11 protein-coding genes are annotated in these 18274 nt (G+C 74.2%); 7 read left to right on the forward strand and 4 right to left on the reverse strand.

Annotation, left to right across the window (positions count from 1 at the left end; translation table 11 throughout):
* The first annotated feature begins 151 nt into the window (after positions 1 to 151).
* The 6 genes from AB0K65_RS28595 (at position 152) to AB0K65_RS28620 (ending at position 9299) form a co-directional block, all read left to right on the forward strand.
* Positions 152 to 3172, forward strand: coding sequence for an SCO5717 family growth-regulating ATPase (locus AB0K65_RS28595; RefSeq protein ID WP_365721495.1), 3021 nt, complete (start codon positions 152 to 154; stop codon positions 3170 to 3172).
* Between the two features lie 180 nt (positions 3173 to 3352).
* Positions 3353 to 5218, forward strand: coding sequence for an ABC transporter substrate-binding protein (locus AB0K65_RS28600; protein ID WP_365721516.1), 1866 nt, complete (start codon positions 3353 to 3355; stop codon positions 5216 to 5218).
* A 4-nt stretch (positions 5219 to 5222) separates the two neighbouring features.
* Complete coding sequence (locus tag AB0K65_RS28605; RefSeq protein ID WP_365721497.1) at positions 5223 to 6284, forward strand: ABC transporter permease; 1062 nt, start codon at positions 5223 to 5225, stop codon at positions 6282 to 6284.
* Positions 6281 to 7168 carry an ABC transporter permease gene (locus AB0K65_RS28610; protein ID WP_365721499.1) on the forward strand — a complete coding sequence of 296 codons (888 nt, stop codon included), beginning with the start codon at positions 6281 to 6283 and terminating at the stop codon, positions 7166 to 7168. Before AB0K65_RS28605 ends, AB0K65_RS28610 begins: the two co-directional genes overlap by 4 nt.
* Positions 7165 to 8130, forward strand: coding sequence for an ABC transporter ATP-binding protein (locus tag AB0K65_RS28615; protein ID WP_365721501.1), 966 nt, complete (start codon positions 7165 to 7167; stop codon positions 8128 to 8130). Before AB0K65_RS28610 ends, AB0K65_RS28615 begins: the two co-directional genes overlap by 4 nt.
* Positions 8127 to 9299: an ABC transporter ATP-binding protein gene (locus AB0K65_RS28620; RefSeq protein WP_365721503.1), complete on the forward strand. Its 1173-nt coding sequence runs from the start codon at positions 8127 to 8129 to the stop codon at positions 9297 to 9299. Before AB0K65_RS28615 ends, AB0K65_RS28620 begins: the two co-directional genes overlap by 4 nt.
* A 199-nt stretch (positions 9300 to 9498) precedes the next feature.
* Here AB0K65_RS28620 and AB0K65_RS28625 read toward each other — a convergent pair whose 3' ends face one another.
* Entirely contained in the window at positions 9499 to 10449 is a 951-nt protein-coding gene (locus tag AB0K65_RS28625; RefSeq protein ID WP_365721504.1) for a hypothetical protein, read from the reverse strand.
* Between the two features lie 53 nt (positions 10450 to 10502).
* The gene (locus AB0K65_RS28630; RefSeq protein WP_365721506.1) at positions 10503 to 11684 is read right to left on the reverse strand and encodes a type III polyketide synthase; all 1182 of its coding nucleotides are present in this window, start codon (positions 11682 to 11684) and stop codon (positions 10503 to 10505) included.
* A 162-nt stretch (positions 11685 to 11846) separates the two neighbouring features.
* On the opposite strand from AB0K65_RS28630, the gene AB0K65_RS28635 reads away from it, so the two are divergent.
* Entirely contained in the window at positions 11847 to 13067 is a 1221-nt protein-coding gene (locus tag AB0K65_RS28635) for a cytochrome P450 (protein WP_365721508.1), read from the forward strand.
* 224 nt (positions 13068 to 13291) lie between these two features.
* Here the strand turns inward: AB0K65_RS28635 and AB0K65_RS28640 are convergent, their stop codons facing one another.
* A complete protein-coding gene (locus AB0K65_RS28640) occupies positions 13292 to 14257 on the reverse strand; it encodes a bifunctional riboflavin kinase/FAD synthetase (RefSeq protein ID WP_365721510.1) in 966 nt (321 codons plus the stop codon).
* Between the two features lie 31 nt (positions 14258 to 14288).
* Positions 14289 to 18032 (reverse strand): trypsin-like peptidase domain-containing protein, encoded by a 3744-nt coding sequence (locus AB0K65_RS28645; protein ID WP_365721512.1) that lies wholly within the window; start codon positions 18030 to 18032, stop codon positions 14289 to 14291.
* Positions 18033 to 18274 lie beyond the last annotated feature (242 nt).

Below are 18274 nucleotides of genomic sequence, written 5' to 3' on the forward strand. Positions count from 1 at the left end.
GCGATGTGGGTAGGTCACTTCGGGGCGAGACGTGACCTGCGGGTCGGCGGGGGTGGGCCGTCCGCCCTGCCCCATCGACCCTGTTGGCGATTAGGGTGGGAAGGGCCCGCCCACGACGGCACAAGGGTGCGCGACCACACCAGGAGGCAAAGTGAACGGCGATCGGGACGAGATCCGCGGGGGCTGGAATCCGCCCGTCGATGATCAGTCCGACGCGGATCCCGCCGAGATGACGGGTGAGTTCACCATCGACTACACCCCTCCGGCCTGGTACACGCAGAACGCGTCGGGCAGCGGGGGTGGGGGCGGCGCGACCCCACCGCCCCCTAGCGGTGCGCCCGTCGGCGTGCCCGGGATCCCTTCCGGCAGTGGTTTCGAACCGCAGCAGCCGTGGACGCCCGCACCGACGACGCCCCCGTCCACGCCCCCGGTTCAGGCTCCGGCTGCGGCTCCGGCCGCCCCCGACGCTCCGGGGCCGGCCGCGGCCGCGGCTCCGGGCCCGGGAGACGGCGGCTCGTTCGGGGGCGGTGACCTGGAGAGCGGCGCGACGATGCGCTTCTCTCCCGCCACGCTGAAGCGCGAGATGGCGGAGATCGCCGAGCGCGCGGAGAACGCCCGCGCCGAACAGCCCGCCTCGGCGGAGCCGCCGTCGGGCGGGGCGCCCGTGACCGACGCCCCTGCCGGTTCCGAGACCGCGGGGCAGCAGCCCGCGCAGGAGACCTCCGCCCCTGCGGACGCCGCCGACGACACTCGGGGCCTCCCGGAGAGCGCGCCCGAGGCCGCCGCCGACGCGGCCGTCGCCGCCTCCACGGGTGACAGCACCGCCGTCGGCGAAGGCTCCGCGGCCGGTCCGGACACGAACGCGGCCGCCGACGCGGCCGGTACGCCGGAGCAGCCCGCCGCGCACGACGCTCCCGAGGGGGCCTCGGACGCCGCCGCGTCCGCCACGAGCGGTGAGGCCGTCGACACGGCCGGGACCGGAGAGACGGACGGCTCCGTCGGCGACACCGCGCCCTCCGCCGCCGCCGAGACCTCTCCCGCCGCGTCCGCCGCCTCCGCCGAGCCCTCGGCTCCGCAGGACGCCGCTCCGGCGGCGCCCTCGGCCGCGCCCGAGCAGTGGAGCCCCGTTCCCCCGCAGGCCGGCGGCGCCGGACTGCCGCCGCTGCCCCCGTCGTTCCAGCCGGCGGCGCCCACGGCGGCGCCGCAGTGGCCCGCGCCCCCGGAGGGTGGCCCCGTGCCGCCCGCCGCGCCGCTGCCGGCCGCCGCTTCCTGGCCCGCCCCGACGGCACCGGGCTCCCCGGCGCCCGTGCCGCCGCAGGGCGCGCCCGGTGGCTACGGCTTCCCGCACCCCGGCGCCCAGCCCATGCCCGCGCCGGCGCCCGCCCCGGTACCCCCGCAGGCGCAGGCGCCGGACAGCCAGGCGCCCGCCCCGCACGGCGGCTACGGTTTCCCGCACCCGGGCGCCGGCCCGCAGCCCGCCGCCCCGGCTCCGGCACCTCAAGGGGGGTACGGCTTCCCGCACCCGGGCGCCGCCCCGCAGCAGGGTGCGCCCTCGGCGCCGCAGGGCGGCTACGGCTTCCCGCACCCCGGCGCCACCCAGCACCCCGGTACGCCCCCCGCCCCCCAGGGCGGCTACGGCTTCCCGCACCCCGGCTCCCAGCCCGTGCCCGGCCGGCCGCCGGCGGCCGGGCAGATGCCGGCCGAGTACCAGGCGCCCCCGCAGCAGCCACAGGCGTCCGTACCGCACCAGGCGGCCCACCCGCAGCCGGGGCAGCAGCCTCCGGTGGATCCGCGGACCGGGGCCGCCTGGCCCACGGCCGTCACGCACGACCAGCGCGAGCGTTCCGTGCCCGGCGCCCCGCTCGGGTACAACGCGGCCGTGGAGCTCTCCTCCGACCGTCTGCTGCGCAACAACAAGCAGAAGGCCAAGTCGAGCCGGACGCCCGGCGCGGCCTCCCGCTTCAAGCTCGGCGGCAAGAAGGAGGAGGCCGAGCGGCAGCGCAAGCTCGATCTGATCCGCACGCCGGTCCTGTCCTGCTACCGGATCGCGGTCATCTCCCTCAAGGGCGGTGTCGGCAAGACCACGACGACGACCGCACTCGGCGCGACGCTCGCCACCGAGCGGCAGGACAAGATCCTGGCGATCGACGCCAACCCGGACGCCGGCACGCTCGGCCGCCGCGTACGGCGCGAGACCGGGGCCACCATCCGTGACCTCGTGCAGGCGATCCCGTACCTCAACTCGTACATGGACATCCGCCGCTTCACCTCGCAGGCGCCCTCCGGTCTGGAGATCATCGCCAACGACGTGGACCCGGCCGTCTCGACGACGTTCAACGACGAGGACTACCGGCGGGCGATCGACGTCCTGGGCAAGCAGTACCCGATCATCCTCACCGACTCGGGCACCGGCCTGCTCTACAGCGCGATGCGCGGTGTGCTCGACCTCGCCGACCAGCTCATCATCATCTCGACGCCCTCCGTCGACGGCGCCTCCAGCGCGTCGACGACGCTCGACTGGCTCTCCGCGCACGGCTACGCCGAGCTGGTGCAGCGCTCGATCACGGTCATCTCCGGGGTCCGCGAGACCGGGAAAATGATCAAGGTCGACGACATCGTGCAGCACTTCCAGACCCGCTGCCGCGGCGTCGTCGTGGTGCCGTTCGACGAGCACCTGGCGGCGGGCGCCGAGGTCGACCTCGACATGATGCGTCCCAAAACCCGCGAGGCGTACTTCCACCTGTCGGCGATGGTCGCCGAGGACTTCGTGCGGGCACAGCAGGCGCAAGGGCTGTGGACCGGCGACCCCCAGGGCGGCATGCCGCCGCACATGGCCCCCCCGATGCCCGGCCGGCCGCAGCCGTACCCGCAGCAGGGGCAGCAGCCGGGGCAGCCCGCCCCGGGACAGCCGTACGCGCCCCAGGCCCCGCAGCCAGGTCAGCCGTACGGCGGACAGCCCGGTCAGCAGCCGTATCCGCCGCAGGGGCAGGGGCAGCCTCAGCCGTACCCCCAGCAGCCCTATCCGCAGCAGCCCGGTCAGCCCGGTGTCCCGCAGGGCTGGCAGCAGCCTCCGCAGGCCCCCCATCCGGGAGCCGAGGCGCAGGGCGGTCAGGTCCCGCCGGCCGGGTGGCAGCAGCAGCCTCCGCAGGCGCCGCCAGCCCCTCAGCAGTAAGGCGTCAGAGGCGTAGACCAATGAGGCTCCGCACCGGTTCTCCGGTGCGGAGCCTCATCGTATTCCCGCAGTACACACGGGGTTTGAGTCATCGTTGACGGCGCTCGGCCACCGCTGATAGACCTTCGCATCACCAGTTGGCGCCCAAAGATCCACGACGCGAGGTCACGTCCCATGGTCATGGTCACGAAGGTTCCACCCTGCCCGGTCGCCCCCCGCCGAAGTCCCCGCCTCCTCCGCCTCCTCCTCGCCGCCGGCGTCACGGCCACCGCGGTCGTCGTTCCGCAGGCCGCCGCCCAGGCCGCCCCGCCCGCCCAGGACGACCCGAAGGGCGGCGGCACCACGCTCACCGTCGCCGTCTCGCAGAGCGTCGACTCCCTGAGCCCCTTCCTCGCCCAGAAGCTCGTCTCCACCACCGTCCACCGGCTGGCCTACGAGTACCTCACCAACTACGACGTGAAGGACGCGAAGCCCATCCCGGGCTTCGCGACGGAGTGGAAGGCCTCCCCCGACAAGCTGACCTGGACGTACACCATCCGTACGGACTCGAAGTGGTCCGACGGGAAGCGGGCCACGGCCGAGGACGCCGCGTGGACGTTCAACAAGATGATGACGGACGAGAACGCCGCGACCGCGAACGGCAGCTTCACGTCCAACTTCCGGAAGGTCACGGCGCCCGACCCGCGAACGCTCGTCATCGAGCTGAAGAAGCCCCAGGCGACGATGACGGCGCTCGACGTGCCGATCGTGCCCCGGCACGTCTGGGAGAAGGTCGGGGACTTCTCGAAGTTCAACAACGACGAGCAGTTCCCGATCGTCGGCAACGGCCCCTTCGTCATCACGGACTTCAAGGTCGACCAGTACATCAAGCTGAAGCCGAACAAGGGCTTCTGGCGCGGTGCACCCAAGTTCGACGAGCTGGTCCTGAAGTACTACAAGGACGGGGACGCCGCCGTCGCCGCGCTGCAGAAGGGCGAGGTGTCCTTCGTCCCGAACCTGACGCCCGCTCAGGCGCTGGCGCTGAAGTCGGCGAAGAACATCAAGGTCAACGACGCTCCGGGGCGCCGCTTCTTCGCACTGGCGACCAACCCGGGCGCCCGGTCCAAGGACGGCAAGACCTTCGGCAACGGTCACAAGGCGCTGCTCGACCCGGCCGTCCGCAAGGCGCTCTTCCTGGCCGTGGACCGGACGACGATCGTGGACAAGGTCTTCCAGGGGCACGCCGTCGAGGGTGAGGGCTACATCCCGCCGCGCTTCGGGCAGTACTTCTGGCAGCCCGCCGCCGGACAGAAGCTGGCCCACGACCCGGCCAAGGCCGCGCTCCTGCTCGACCAGGCCGGGTACCGGAAGAACGGTGACGGCAAGCGGGTCGGGAAGGACGGCCGACCGCTGGACTTCCGGATCCTATGCCACGCCACCGACCCGAACGACAAGGCGGTCGGCAAGTACCTCCAGGAGTGGTGGGGCGAGCTCGGCATCGGGCTGAAGGTGGAGTGCCTCGACAACGTCGGCGACCCGTGGACGAAGGGCGACTACGACCTCGCCTTCGACGGCTGGTCGGTGAACCCGGACCCGGACTACGTCCTGTCGATCCACACCTGCGGCACGCTGCCCGCGACGCCGAAGGACACCGGGGCCACCGACAACTTCATCTGCGACCCGGCCTTCGACGGGCTGTACGCGCGGCAATCGGTGGAGTACGACGCCGCCAAGCGGGCGGATCTGGTCAAGCAGATGCAGTCCCGACTGTACGACACCGGGTACATGAACGTCATGGCGTACCCGAACGCCCTCGAGGCGTACCGCACCGACCAGATCGCGTCCATCACCACCATGCCGGAGGCCGCCGGCAACCTCTGGGGCCAGGACGGCTACTGGAGCTGGTGGTCCGCCGTGCCCGCGGCCGCCTCCGCCGACGGCGGGGACTCCGGCTCCGGCTCCTCGGCCACGCTCTGGCTGGTGCTCGGCCCCCTCGCGCTCGTCCTGGTCGCCGTCGGCGTCTGGACCGCCGTCCGGCGCCGCTCCACCGCCGACGACCGCGAGTAGCGGCGTGACGACGGCAGGCACCCCCGCCGACGTGGCGCGGACCGCACCGGTCCGCGCCACGGACGGCGCCTCCCGCACCGGCACCGCCCTCGGCTACCTCCGCCACGCGGCGGGCAAGCTGGGCGGCGCGGCCGTCTCGCTGCTGGCCGTGCTCGTCACCAGCTTCTTCCTCTTCCGGATCATCCCCGGTGACCCGGTCAAGGCGATGACACACGGCGTACCGACGTCGGCCGAACAACTGGCCACGCTGAGGCGGCAGTTCGGCCTGGACCTGCCGCTCTGGCAGCAGTTCACCGAGTACTGCGCCAAGGCGCTGGGAGGCGACCTCGGCACCTCGTACCAGTTCCACGCACCCGTCGGCCAGCTCATCGCGCAGAAGCTGCCCGCGACGCTGCTGCTGACCGGCGTCGCGGTCACGCTCTACTCCGCGCTCGGGCTCTGGCTCGGCACCCGCTCCGCCTGGAACCACGGCCGTCTCGGCGACAAGGTGAGCACCGGCCTGGCGCTGACCCTCTGGTCCGTACCGTCGTTCTGGCTCGGCCTGCTCCTGATCATCGTGTTCTCCGTCGGCATCGGCCCGGTCCCCGGGCTCTTCCCGACCGGCGGGATGGAGTCGGGCACCGGCGAGACCGGCTTCGCGTACGTCCTCGACGTCGCCCACCACATGGTGCTGCCGGTCCTCACCCTGGTCGCCGTCGGATACGCCCAGACCCTGCTCGTCATGCGCTCCTCGCTCCTGGACGAGATGGGCGGCGACTACCTGACGACGGCGCGGGCGAAGGGGCTGCGCGACGACGCCGTGCGCCGTCGGCACGCCGTACCGAACGCCCTGCTGCCGACCGTCACCATGGTCTTCATCAACCTGGGCCATGTGGTGGCGGGCTCGATCCTGGTCGAGACGGTCTTCTCCTGGCCGGGACTCGGCGGGCTGTTCTACCAGGCGCTCAGCGTGCCCGACCTTCCGCTCGTGCAGGGCCTGTTCGTGGTCTTCGCCGGAGCGATGATCGTGGCGAACCTCGTGGCCGACCTGCTCTATCCGCTGCTCGACCCCCGGGTGGGCCGATGACGACCTCTCTGACCTGGGCGCGGCGGCGGAACGCCGTGTCCCGCTTCTGGCGGCAGTACCGCACGCACCGCGCCGGGCTCTACGGCCTGGCCGCGCTCACGCTGATCGCGCTGACCGCCCTGCTCGCGCCGCTGACCGTCGGCGCCGACGTGCAGTCGGTGACGAACGCGCCCGGGACGGCCATGGAGTCGCCGAGCGCCGCGTTCCCGCTCGGGACGGACCAGTTCGGGCGCTCGCTGCTCGGACTGCTGATCTGGGGCGCGCGGATCTCGCTCCTCGTCGGGCTGCTGGCGGCGGCCCTCTCGGTCGCCATCGGGACGGTGGTCGGTATCGTCGCGGGCCATTACGGCGGTTGGTTCTCGACGGTCGTCATGCGGATCACCGACTGGTTCCTGGTCATGCCGACGCTCGTCCTGGCGATCGTGCTGGCCACGGTGATGTCCCGGTCGATGTGGACGGTGATCCTGGCGATCGGTGTCACGAGCTGGCCGACGACGGCCCGGCTGGTGCGCGCCCAGACGATCGCCGTGGAGTCCCGCCCGTACATCGAGCGGGCCACGGCGCTGGGCGGCGGGCACGGGCACGTCATGAGCCGGCACGTACTGCCCAACGTGATGCCGCTGGTGCTCGCGCAGACGACGCTCGGCATCTCGACCGCGATCCTCACCGAGGCGACACTGGCGTTCCTCGGCCTCGGCGATCCGACCGTCGTGTCATGGGGCGGCATGCTGCAGGACGCGCGGGAGGCGGGCGCGGTCTCCTCCGGTCACTGGTGGTACCTCGCCCCGCCCGGGATCGCGATCGCGGTGGTGGCGCTGGCCTTCACGCTGTGCGGCCGGGCGATCGAGTCCGTACTCAACCCGAAGCTGGGGGTGGGGCGTTGAGCCTCCTGGAGATCCGCGACCTGAGGGTGACGTACGGGTCGGGCGCGGCCGCGGTCCCCGCCGTCCGGGGGGTCGACCTCACGCTGGACGCCGGGCGGAAGCTGGGGGTGGCGGGCGAGTCCGGCTGCGGGAAGTCGACGATGGCGCTCGCGCTGCTGCGGCTCCTTCCGCCGTCGGCCCGGCTGACCGGTGAGATCCTGCTCGACGGCGAGGACGTCCTGACCATGCGGTGGGGCCGGCTGCGGGCGGTGCGGTGGGCGGGGGCGTCGATCGTCTTCCAGGGGGCGATGCACTCGTTGAACGCGGTGCACCGGATCGGCGACCAGATCGCCGAACCGCTTCTCGTGCACGGCCGATCCACCCCGGCGGCCGCGCGCGGGCGGGTCGGTGAGCTGCTGGAGCAGGTGGGCCTTCCGGCGGCGCGCGCGGCGGCGTACCCGCACGAGCTGTCCGGCGGGCAGCGCCAGCGGGTGATGATCGCGATGGCGCTCGCCTGCGATCCCCGGCTGATCGTGGCGGACGAGCCGACGACCGCCCTCGACGTGATGATCCAGGCGCAGATCCTGCGGCTGATCGGGCGGCTCGTCGCCGACGAGGACATCAGCCTGCTGATGATCAGCCACGATCTGGCCGTCCTCGCCGACACCTGCGACCGGCTCGCGGTGATGTACGCCGGACGGGTGGTCGAGGAGGGGCCGGCGCGGATGGTGTACGACGCCGCCGAGCACCCGTACGGGCGGGCGCTGTCCTCGGCGTTTCCGAGGATCGGCGACCCGGCGTCGCGCCTGGCGCCGCGCGGGCTGCCGGGCGATCCTCCGGATCCGGCGGACCTGCCGGGCGGCTGCGCGTTCCATCCGCGCTGTCCGGTGGCGGTGGAGGTGTGCGGGGAGCGGGACCAGGAACTGCGGGAGGCGGGCGCGGGGCGCCGGGCGGCCTGCGTACACGTCGGGAGTGGCTCATGAAACCGCTGAAGCCGGACGCCTCGCCGATGGAGGCCACGCTGTCGGGGGCACGGTCCGAATCCTCGCCGCTCGCGCCGCCGGACGCGGCGGCGGAGGGGGTGCAGGCGGACGCGGGGGCGCCGGAGGCGGAGGCGGACGCGGGGGCGCCGGAGGCCGCGACCTCACCGGAACCCGTGCGCGCGGGGGCCTCGGGGGCGCGGCCGTTGCTGTCCGCGAGCGGGCTGCGGATCGTCTTCCCGGGGCGGCGTGGCGCTCCGGCCGCGCGCGCGGTGGACGGGGTCGACCTGAACATCGGCGCGGGCGAGATCGTGGCGCTGGTGGGCGAGTCGGGGTGCGGCAAGACGACACTGGCCCGGTCGCTGCTCGGCCTGGTGCCGCCCACGTCGGGGACGATCAGCTTCGCCGGCGAGCCGCTGTCCTACGGCTCCCGCGCCCTGAAGGCGTACCGGAAGCGGGCGCAGCTGGTCCTCCAGGACCCGAGCGGCTCGCTGAACCCCCGGCACACGGTGTACGACGCGGTGGCGGAGGGGCTGCGGATCCACCCGTACGACGGGGACGAGCGGGCCGCCGTCGCCGCCGCGCTCGCGCGGGCCGGGCTGCGGCCGCCCGAGCGGTTCTTCCTGCGCTATCCGCACGAGCTGTCCGGCGGACAGCGCCAGCGGGTGGTCATCGCCGGCGCCCTGGTCCTCGAACCGGAACTCATCGTGGCGGACGAGCCGGTGGCCTCCCTGGACGCGTCGGTGCGCGGGGAGATCCTGGCACTGCTGCTGCGCCTGCGCGACGACCTGGGTCTGTCGGCGCTGGTCGTGACCCACGATCTGGGTCTCGCGTGGAACATCGCGGACCGGGTGGCGGTGATGTACCTGGGGCGGATCGTGGAGACCGGATCCGTGGAGTCCGTGCTGACCTCACCCCGGCATCCGTACACCCGCGCGCTGCTGTCGGTGCTTCCGGAATCCGGGGGCGAGCCGGTGGTGCTGACCGGCGAGCCCCCGGACCCGTCCCGGATCCCGTCCGGTTGCCGCTTCCACGCCCGCTGCCAGGTCCTCGCCTCCGGCGAGGCGGCCGCGGTGGCGGACCGCTGCCGCGGTGAGGACCTGCCGGTCCTCGGCGGCGGCGGTGGCACGCGGGAGGTGGCGTGCCACTGGGTGGCGGCCCAGGGAGGGTGAGGGGAGCCCGGCCGGGTCGGACCGGCCGGGCCGGGGAGTGCGGCGCGGCCGAAAGCCGGGCCGAGGAGATGACGCGACCGGGCCGGACGGGCCCGGGATCACGGCCCGACCGGTCCGGGCGAGCCGGGGAGCGTGACGCGACCGGTCGGCCGGGCCCGGGTCGGTGGCCCCGAGCCCGCCGTCCGGACCCACGTCAGGACTACGGCTCGACCGGCTCGGTCGGGTCCTGGTCCGCGGGGCCCGGCTGGGACCCGTCTCCCGCTGCCGGGCCGCCCGGCTCCTGCCCGGCGGGCCCACCCGGCTTGACGTCGCCCTCCTGCGCCGCCGGCATCGACTCGCATGAGCTGATGGACGTCCGGGTGGAGACGGACTTCACCAGGCAGGTGTCCTTGCCGACACCGGCGTCCACCGAGCCCCAGTGCTCGCCGACGATCAGCGTCGCGCCGCGCGGTCCGCTGATCTTGTCGTCGCCCGGGCCGGACTGGATGAGTCCGCCGGACTCCGGGCCCAGGGCCTCGGCCTCGATGGTGTCGTTCTCGCTGCCGCCGAGGACCCGGCCCGAGAAGTCGATGACGCCCGTGCGGATGGTGTCGGCACCGTCGTTGCCGGTGACGATCCCGCCGCCGCGGTTGAACTGACCGGGCGCGCCGGACACCGAGCCGGTGGTGATCTTGTCGTCGCCGTCGTCGCCGTGGACCACGGCCCCGAGCTTCGCCCCGTCGCCCCGGACGGTGGCCACCTTGATGACGTCGTTGCCCCGGTTGCCCCGGACCATGCTGAAGGTCGTCTGGGGGACGAGGTGCTTGGCGCGGATGACGTCGTTGCCCTCTCCGCCCGTGATGGCGGAGTCGATCACCAGGCCCCTGACCTCGATGATGTCGTTGCCGTTGCCGCCCGAGACGGTGACCCCCTCCAGGTCGCTGTCGCAGAAGATGTGGTCGTCCTTCGGGGTGCCGTTGACCTGGTTGCCGGCGGGCGCGGGGACGTCGTTGACCCAGCACTGGTGCATGGGGACCCGGCCCTTGTGCGGGGCCGACGCCTGGGCGGGCGCTCCGGCCACGGACACGACGGCCACGCCGGCGAGCAGCGCGGTCATCGCGGCCGGGCCGCGCACGGCCTTGCGGAGGGACGACGAGGTGGTGTCTGACATTGCGTGGGTCTCCTTTGCGGAAATGGCGAGATAGGCGCCAGGGGGACGAACGGTCAGGCGGTCGTGGTGCGCGCGGGGTGCGCCGCGGGCGAGTAGCCGACGATCCGGCGGGTGTTGAGGTCGGCCTCCAGGGGGGGCACAGCGGCCTTGGTCCACCGTCCGAGGCACATCTCGGCGGTGATGCCGGGGCCGAAGCCGGCCACGATGCCGCGGGCGCCTTCGGACAGGCCGCCTTCGTCGAAGAGCCGGCGCACCGCGTCCAGGACGACGGCGCTGGCGATGTTGCCGTACTCCGTGAGGGTGGCCCGGCTGAACCGGAAGGCCTCGGGCGGCACTTCGAGGAAGTGGCTCAGGTCGTCCAGGATCCGGGGTCCGCCCGCGTGGATGATGTAGAAGTCCAGATCGCCGGCGTCCCAGCCGTGGGACCCCGCGATCTCGCGGAGCGCCGGAGCCAGCGGCTCCATGGTGGTCGGCACCCGCTTGTCGAGCAGGAAGTGGAACCCGGTGGCCCGGACGCTGTACGCGATCCAGTCCTCGGTGTCGGGGACGAGGTGGGAGTTGTTGCGTTCCAGGGCGATCCCGGTGCCGCCGCGCCCCCGTACGACCGCGGAGGCGACCGCGTCGCCGAACAGGCCGTTGGAGAGCAGCGAACCGACACCGAGGTCGGTGGGCTGGTAGCACAGCGAGCAGAACTCGCAGGCCACGATGAGGACGTTGGCGTCCGGGTACGCCACGCAGAAGTCGTGCGCCCGGTTGATGGCGGCGCCGCCGGCCGCGCAGCCGAGCTGGGCGATGGGCAGCTGCCGGGTGTGGCTGGGGAAGCCCATGGTGTTGATCAGCCAGGCCGTGAGCGAGGGCATCATGAACCCCGTGCACGACACGTAGACGATCATGTCGATGTCGGCGGGGCGCAGATCGGCGTTGCGCAGGGCCTCCTCGATCACACGCGGCACCCGGGCCTTCGCCTCGGCTTCGTAACGCACGTTGCGTTCCTCGAAGCCCGGGTGTTTCAGGGTCTCCTCGATCGGCTGGACGATGTGCCGCTGCGCCACGCCGGTGTTCTCGATCAGGCGGAGTGCCAGCGGCAGTTGGGGGTGATCGGCATGACGCGAGCGGGCGAGATCGAGCGTCTCCTCCCTTGTGATCACGTACTCGGGTACGGCCACCGCGGGTTTGCACAGAGTCACCACGAGACTCGCTCCTTCGTTCAGGTACGCCGTGAACTGCCGCCACATTCACCCGGCGCTCGCGGCGCCGCAACCGCGAGAGTCACCAAAAGCTCACGGAGCGTCACCCGACCGGCCCCGTCGGCACCCGGCCCAGGGCCCCGTCCTCCGTTCAGGGGGCTGTGGCCGCCGGGCGTATCGGCGCCTCCTCCGGCCGGGAACAGCCACCCCATGACCACCTCCGAATCGACGGCCGCGGCGCGGCCGGCACGCACCTGGGCGGTCGACGACCTGCCCGCGCTGGACTTCGACCCCCTGCTGACCGAGCTCCTCGCCGAGGAGCCGGTGGCGCGCATCCGACTGCCGTTCGCCGCCGAGAACGAGGCCTGGCTCGTCACGCGGTACGAGGACGTCCGCATGGTGACGTCCGACCCGCGGTTCAGCCGGACGGCCCTGCTCGACCGCATGGTGACCGGCATGACCGGTCACATGGTGGCCTCGAAGGCGGCCCTGAACTACGCCGATCCGCCGTACCACACCCAGCTGCGCAAGGCCGTGACCAAGGCGTTCACCGGACAGAGCACCAAACGGCTGCGACCGCTCGCACAGGCGACCGCGGACCGGCTGCTCGACCGGATGGAGGAGTCGGGCCGTCCCGCCGACCTGATGAGCCATCTGCACGGGCCCCTGCCGATGGCCGTGGTCTGCGATCTGCTGGGCATCCCCGACGAGGACCGCGCGGAGCTGGCGTCCTGGCCCGACCTGATCCTGTCCTCGGGCCCCGGGCCGGCCGGCAGCAAGGCGGCCAAGGCCCAGATCCACGGCTACATCACCCGACTGCTCGAACGGCGGCGGGCGGAGCCGCGTGACGACCTGGCCGGGGTGCTCGCGGAGTCCCTCGAAGAGGGCCGGATCAGCAACGACGAGGCCGTGTCGCTGGCCATGGCGATCCTCATCAGCGGTGCCCACGCGGTCCGCAACAACAGCGCCAACATGGTGTACCTGCTGCTCACCCGTCCGGACCTGATGGCGCGTCTGCGGGCGGAGCCGGAGCTGCTCCCGCAGGCGGTGGACGAGCTGCTGCGGTGGATCCCGCACCGCAACGGCGTGGGGCTGCCGCGGATCGCCACCGAGGACGTGGAGGTCGGCGGGGTGCTGATCCGGGCGGGTGAGGCGGTGTACGCGTCCTACCTCGCCGCCAACCGGGACCCGGAGGTCTTCGAGGACCCGCACGAGGTCGACTTCGACCGGACGGGTACGGGCCACGTCTCCTTCGGGCACGGGCCGCACCACTGCATGGGCGCGATGCTCACGCGGATGGAGTCGGAGGTGATGCTCTCGACCCTGCTGAGGCGCTATCCGGACCTGCGTCTGGCCGGGGCGCCCGAGGACACGGTGTTCCAGTCGAAGGGCCTGATCCGCGGCCCGAAGGAACTGATCGTCACCTGGTGACCGCGCCGCGGCGCCGGCGTACGGCCATGGCCCGCCTCGGGCTCACGCCCGGAGTCCTGCCCCTACGGGTCGGCCGCCGGGCGGGGGCCCGGCGCGGGCCGGACGCGTGTGCGGGCCCGGCGACAGCGCTTCGGGGTCGGGGGCCCGCGACGGCGGTCCGGGAGCGCGGCCCCGGAGCGTCGGGCGTCAGGTGGCGGGACGGGCTGGCGCGTCGGCGTCGGGCGTCAGGTGGCGGGACGGTCCCGGTCGTACGCCTCGGTCAGCTCGCGGCAGCGCTTGACGTCGCCGGCCATCGCTTCGAGCAGGTCGTCCAGCGTGTCGAACTTGAGCATGCCGCGGACGTACGCCAGGAAGTCGACAGCCACGTGCAGGCCGTACAGGTCGAGGCCCTCGCGGTCGATCGCGTACGCCTCGACGGTCCGCTCCGTGCCGTCGAACTGCGGGTTCGTGCCCACCGAGATCGCCGCCGGCATGCGCTCGCCGGCGGCCGTCAGCCAGCCCGCGTACACGCCGTCGGCCGGGATCGCGGTGTGCGGCAGGGTCTCGACGTTGGCCGTCGGGAAGCCGAGCTCGCGGCCGCGCTGGGCGCCTCGCACGACGACGCCCTCGACGCGGTGCGGGCGGCCGAGGATCTCTGCGGCGCCCTCCATGTCGCCCTCGGCGACCAGGCGGCGGGTGAGCGTGGAGGAGAAGGGGTCGCCGCCGCCGGCCGTACCGCTGACGAAGAGGTCGACGACCTCGACGTCGTAGTCGTAGGTGGCGCCGAGCTCGGCCAGGAACGCGACGTTGCCCGCCGCGCGGTGACCGAAGCGGAAGTTGGGGCCCTCGATGACGGCCTTCGCGCGCAGCTTGTCCACGAGGACCTTCACGATGAAGTCCGCCGGGGACAGCTGTGAGAACTCGGCCGTGAACGGCAGGATCAGCACCGCGTCGACGCCCAGCTCCGCCATCAGCTCCGCGCGCCGGTGGTGCGGGGCGAGCAGCGGCGGGTGGCTGCCGGGCCGCACGACCTCGGAGGGGTGCGGGTCGAAGGTGACGACGACCGAGGGAACGCCGAGCTCACGCGCGCGGTCCACCGCCCGCCCGATGATCAGCTGGTGCCCGCGGTGCACACCGTCGTAGGAGCCGATGGTGACGACGCTGCGTCCCCAGTCCTGGGGAATGTCCTCCAAGCCACGCCAGCGTTGCACTGTGACCGCTCCTCGTCCGCCTGTTCGCCGATTACGCAGGTCTAAGACTGCCATGTCCACGGCCTTCGGTTTGCATCGGCATGGAACTGCCGATGCTCTCGACCGTCCTGCGGGTGTCCGCGCCGACGAGCGCGGCCCAGGCGGCGGGGTCGTCGGCCGGTCCGCCGGCCAGCCCGGCGGCGAAGGCCGGTACCTCCCGGGCGAGCTCCGCGATCCGCCGGTCGAAGCGGTCGGCGCCCTCGCGGGTGCGGACGAGGAGCAGTCCGACGCGGTGGACGAGGTCGCGGGTGCGTACGTCGGGGCGCCGGTCGCAGCCGAGGGCGGCGGCGCGCAGCAGGGCGTCGAGGACGGCCGGGCTCCCCGGTTCCTCCTCCTCGTATCTCAGCAGGACGTCGAGGAGTTCGGACCGCAGGAGGCGCGAGGCGCCGGTGCCGGGCGCGGCGAGGACGGGGGCCATGGCCGCGCGGACATGGGCGGGGTGGTCCCGGAGCAGTCCGGTCACCAGCGGGAAGAGGACGGCCCGCGCGGCCGGGCCGTCCTCCAGCCTGCGGTCGGCGAACGCGGCGGCGTGGCGGGCAGGCCCGGGGCCGGGGTGGCGGTCGACGTACGCGCGGACGAGGGCGGCGGCGCGGCGGGCGAGGGCGGGCGTGGTGATTCCCGCGAGGGCGTCCATCACCTCGCCGGCCGCGGTTTCGAGGCCGTCGAGGCGGGCCCGGAGGGCGGCGATGACCGGCTCGGGGTCGGCGGGGAGCGCCGCGGTGAGGGCCGTGGCGGGTACGCCGGGCTCGGTGAGCGCCCGGGGGAGGTGGCGGGCGCGGGTCCGCGGGTCGCGGATCAGGATGCCCAGGGCGGGCCCGTGCAGGGCGGGGTCGCGGGGGCGGGCGAGGAGGGCGAGGGCGGCGTACCGCAGGAGTTCGCGGTCGGCGCCGGACGTGACGTGTCCGGCGACCAGGTTTCCGTACGAAGCGGCCGCCGCCCTCCGCTCGGGCCGTCCGTCGTCGTGGGCCCATCGGTCGACGGCCCGGCACACGGCGGACGGCTCGTCCTCGGCGAGTGCGGTCAGGAGGCCGTCGGCGAGCGGGTGCGCGGTCGCGACGAGCGCCTCGCACAGGTCGTCGACGGCACGGCCCCGGTGCGTGTGGAGCAGCGCCTGCGCCGCGGTGCCGACGGTCGCGTGCGGGGCGGCGGGCAGCGGTCGCGGATCGCCGAACCACCGGCAGAGCAGCGGCTGCACCCCCCGTGGGTCGGCGGCCAGCCGGGCGGCGACGGCGTCGAGGTGGCGGGGAGGTCCGCCCAGGCCGGGCGGGCCGTCGGCGGTCACCAGCCGCCGCAGCAGGTCCACGCGCTCGTCCTCCCCCACGCGCAGGGTGTCCCAGAAGGCCGGACCGAACGGCGCGAAGGCGTCGGCCGGCTCGTGGGACCCGCCGGGCGGGCGGGCTCCGACGTGGTCGGCGAGGTGGCGCAGGACGGGGAGGTACGGCCTCGGGTCGGGCACCCGCCGCAGGGTGCCGGCGAGAAGGCGGCTGCCCCACCAGGCTCCGTCCGTGGCCTCGAGACCGGCGCGCGAGAACCGGTCGAGCGCGTCGACCAGACCCGCCAGCCGCGCCGCGAGCGCGGCGGGCCCCCGCTCCCGCTCCACGAGGAGCAATGCCTCGAGCACGGGCCCGATGCGGTGGCGCGGTACGGGAAGCGAGCACGGGCCACTCTCCCGCGCCCCTTCCGGGAGGCGCGGCGCGGGTACGGACGACGGCGCGGGACCCCCGGAGCCGCGTGAGCCGAGCGGCGCGGGATCCCCGAAGGCACGCGGGCCGAGCGGCGCGGGCGCGGCGTCGAAGGGGACGTGGTGGGCGGGGAGTCGCGCGGGGGCCTTCTCGTGCCGGCGGTGGACCAGGACGTGCAGGGCCCCGTCGACGTCCAGGTGGGCGCCCTGCAGCCAGTCCGCGAGCTCCTCGTGTCCGAAGCGGTAGCCCGGGCCGGCCGGGACGAGGAGGCCCTCGGTCAGGACGGCGGAGGCCCAGCCCGTCCGCCACGGGAACATCTCCTCGAAGGAGGGCCGGTCCAGTTCGCCCTGGCCGGGGCCCAGACACCGCCGGGCGGCCGCGTGGACCCGTCCCGCCACCCGCGCCGCCAGCCGGCGCACGGCGGTGCCCCGGACGAGGGGGCGGGATCCGGCGGCGATCCGCACCGCGACGCGCAGGCACATCAGGTCCAGGTGGGCCGAGAAGACCTCCTCCCGGCCCGGCCGGCCCGGCACGTCTCCGGGCAGTGCCTCCCGCACCTCGGCGAGCAGTCGCAGCACCAGCGGATGCCGTGCGTCGGCACCGGCCTGATCGGTCTCGGCGAGCCCGTACCGTCGCCGCGCGGCCCGCGCCTCCTCCTCCCCGAGATCACCGATCACGACGGCGCCGGGCAGGTGCGGCGCGGCCTTCGGATCCGGCCGGAGGGACAGCGCCGCGGATCCCGCCGCCGGAGGGTCCGCGACGGGACCGGTCCGGGCGCCTGAGCCCGTCGACGGCTCCGTGCCGGGACCGGCGTACGCTTCCCCTCCCGGCCCCCGCCCGGCTGGGCGGTGGAGGGCGGCGGGTGTGTAGAAGCCGGCCGCCTGTTCCCAGTGCTCCGGGCGGCAGCCGAGCATCAGGCGGGCGCCGTGCGCGCGGAGCCAGTTCTCCGTTCCCCCGCTCCAGGCGGCCAGCCGGTGCGCGAGGGCCGGAGGCATCTCCTCCGGGCCGTCGAGGACGAGGAGCAGGGGGCGGCCCGCCTCGTGGGCGAGTGCGGCCGCCCGTTCCGGGGTGGCGGTGGTGGCGTCACCGCGGGCGCCGGACGTGGCGACGATACGGCCGGCCTGGCGCAGGGCGCGGCCGACGGCGTCGGCGACGGAGGTGTCGTCGGCGCGCAGGTCGGCGCCGCGCAGCCAGAGGGTGGGGGCGGGCTCTGTTCCCCGGGCGCGGCGGGCGCAGTGGGCGGCGAGCGCCGTGGTGCGTCCCGTGCCGGGGACGCCGACGAGCGCGAGGACCTGTGCCCCGCCGGCGGTGAAGGCGGCGAACTCCCGGACGCACGCGGCGCGCTCGACGGGCTCGGGTGCTGCGGGCCAGGCCGCGGGGGTGCCGGCCGAGCCGGTGGAGGTGGCGGTCAGCTCCAGGACCCCGGCGAGGTTGAGATCGTGGCCGTAGCAGGGGACGGTGGCGGCGTTGCGCCGCAGCAGGTCACGCAGCGGGCGGGCGCACGCGAGCGGCAGGGCGTACCCGGCGGCTCGGTGGTCGCCGTGGAGGGCGGTGCCGAGGACGGCGAGGACGGCTCCGGTGACGGGGTCGAGGACGGGGCCGCCGGCAGCGTGACCGCCGCGGCGGAGGGCCTCGGCGCCCTCGGTGCCGATGGCGAGCTCCACGGCGTCGCCGAGGACGTGGAAGCGGTCCGTCGCGGTGTAGGTCACGCGGGCGGGAGCGAGCACCCGCGCCTCCCGCCAGCCGTGCGCGGCGATCCGCACGTAGGTGCCCGCCTCGATCTCCCTGCGGGCGCTGATCGGCAGGGGGCGCACGCCGAGTCCCTCGGTCCGTACGAGCGCGAGGCCCGACTCGGGAAGGGCGGTGACGGCGTCGCCGTCGACGCGGCATTCGCGGCCGCCCTGCGCGGCGCGCAGGACGAGTCGTGCGATCCCGTCGACGGCTTCGTGGCTGGTGACCACCGTGCCCCGGTCGTCGGCGACGAAGCCGGTCCCGCGCGGACGGCCCGCCGGATCACAGATCCGTACCAGCGTCGCCAGGTCCCCGCGTCCCATGGTGTCGACGGTAGGTCGGCGGTGATCATCCCGAGAAGCACACAGGCCGAACGCGCCCCCATGTGCACCCCCGTTTCACTCCGAGCGCCCGTCCGAAGGAGTGAATACGCGGCCTGACGTGGAGAGGAACCCTCCGGAGGGGGATCGTGGAGCGGGCACGCGCGCGGGGCCCCCGCACCCAAGGTTGTAGGACGGTCGCCCGGGGAGGGGGGGGCGGGGCGCCCCCCCGCCGACACCAACCA

The sequence above is a fragment of the Streptomyces sp. NPDC053755 genome (assembly GCF_040677675.1).
In the GTDB taxonomy this organism is placed as follows: domain Bacteria; phylum Actinomycetota; class Actinomycetes; order Streptomycetales; family Streptomycetaceae; genus Streptomyces.

Coding starts and splice junctions, on each gene's coding strand:
- AB0K65_RS28625 (WP_365721504.1), bottom strand. CDS start 10,449: ATGTCAGACACCACCTCGTCGTCCCTCCGCAAGGCCGTGCGCGGCCCG.
- AB0K65_RS28600 (WP_365721516.1), top strand. CDS start 3,353: ATGGTCACGAAGGTTCCACCCTGCCCGGTCGCCCCCCGCCGAAGTCCC.
- AB0K65_RS28610 (WP_365721499.1), top strand. CDS start 6,281: ATGACGACCTCTCTGACCTGGGCGCGGCGGCGGAACGCCGTGTCCCGC.
- AB0K65_RS28645 (WP_365721512.1), bottom strand. CDS start 18,032: ATGGGACGCGGGGACCTGGCGACGCTGGTACGGATCTGTGATCCGGCG.
- AB0K65_RS28620 (WP_365721503.1), top strand. CDS start 8,127: ATGAAACCGCTGAAGCCGGACGCCTCGCCGATGGAGGCCACGCTGTCG.
- AB0K65_RS28630 (WP_365721506.1), bottom strand. CDS start 11,684: ATGTGGCGGCAGTTCACGGCGTACCTGAACGAAGGAGCGAGTCTCGTG.
- AB0K65_RS28635 (WP_365721508.1), top strand. CDS start 11,847: ATGACCACCTCCGAATCGACGGCCGCGGCGCGGCCGGCACGCACCTGG.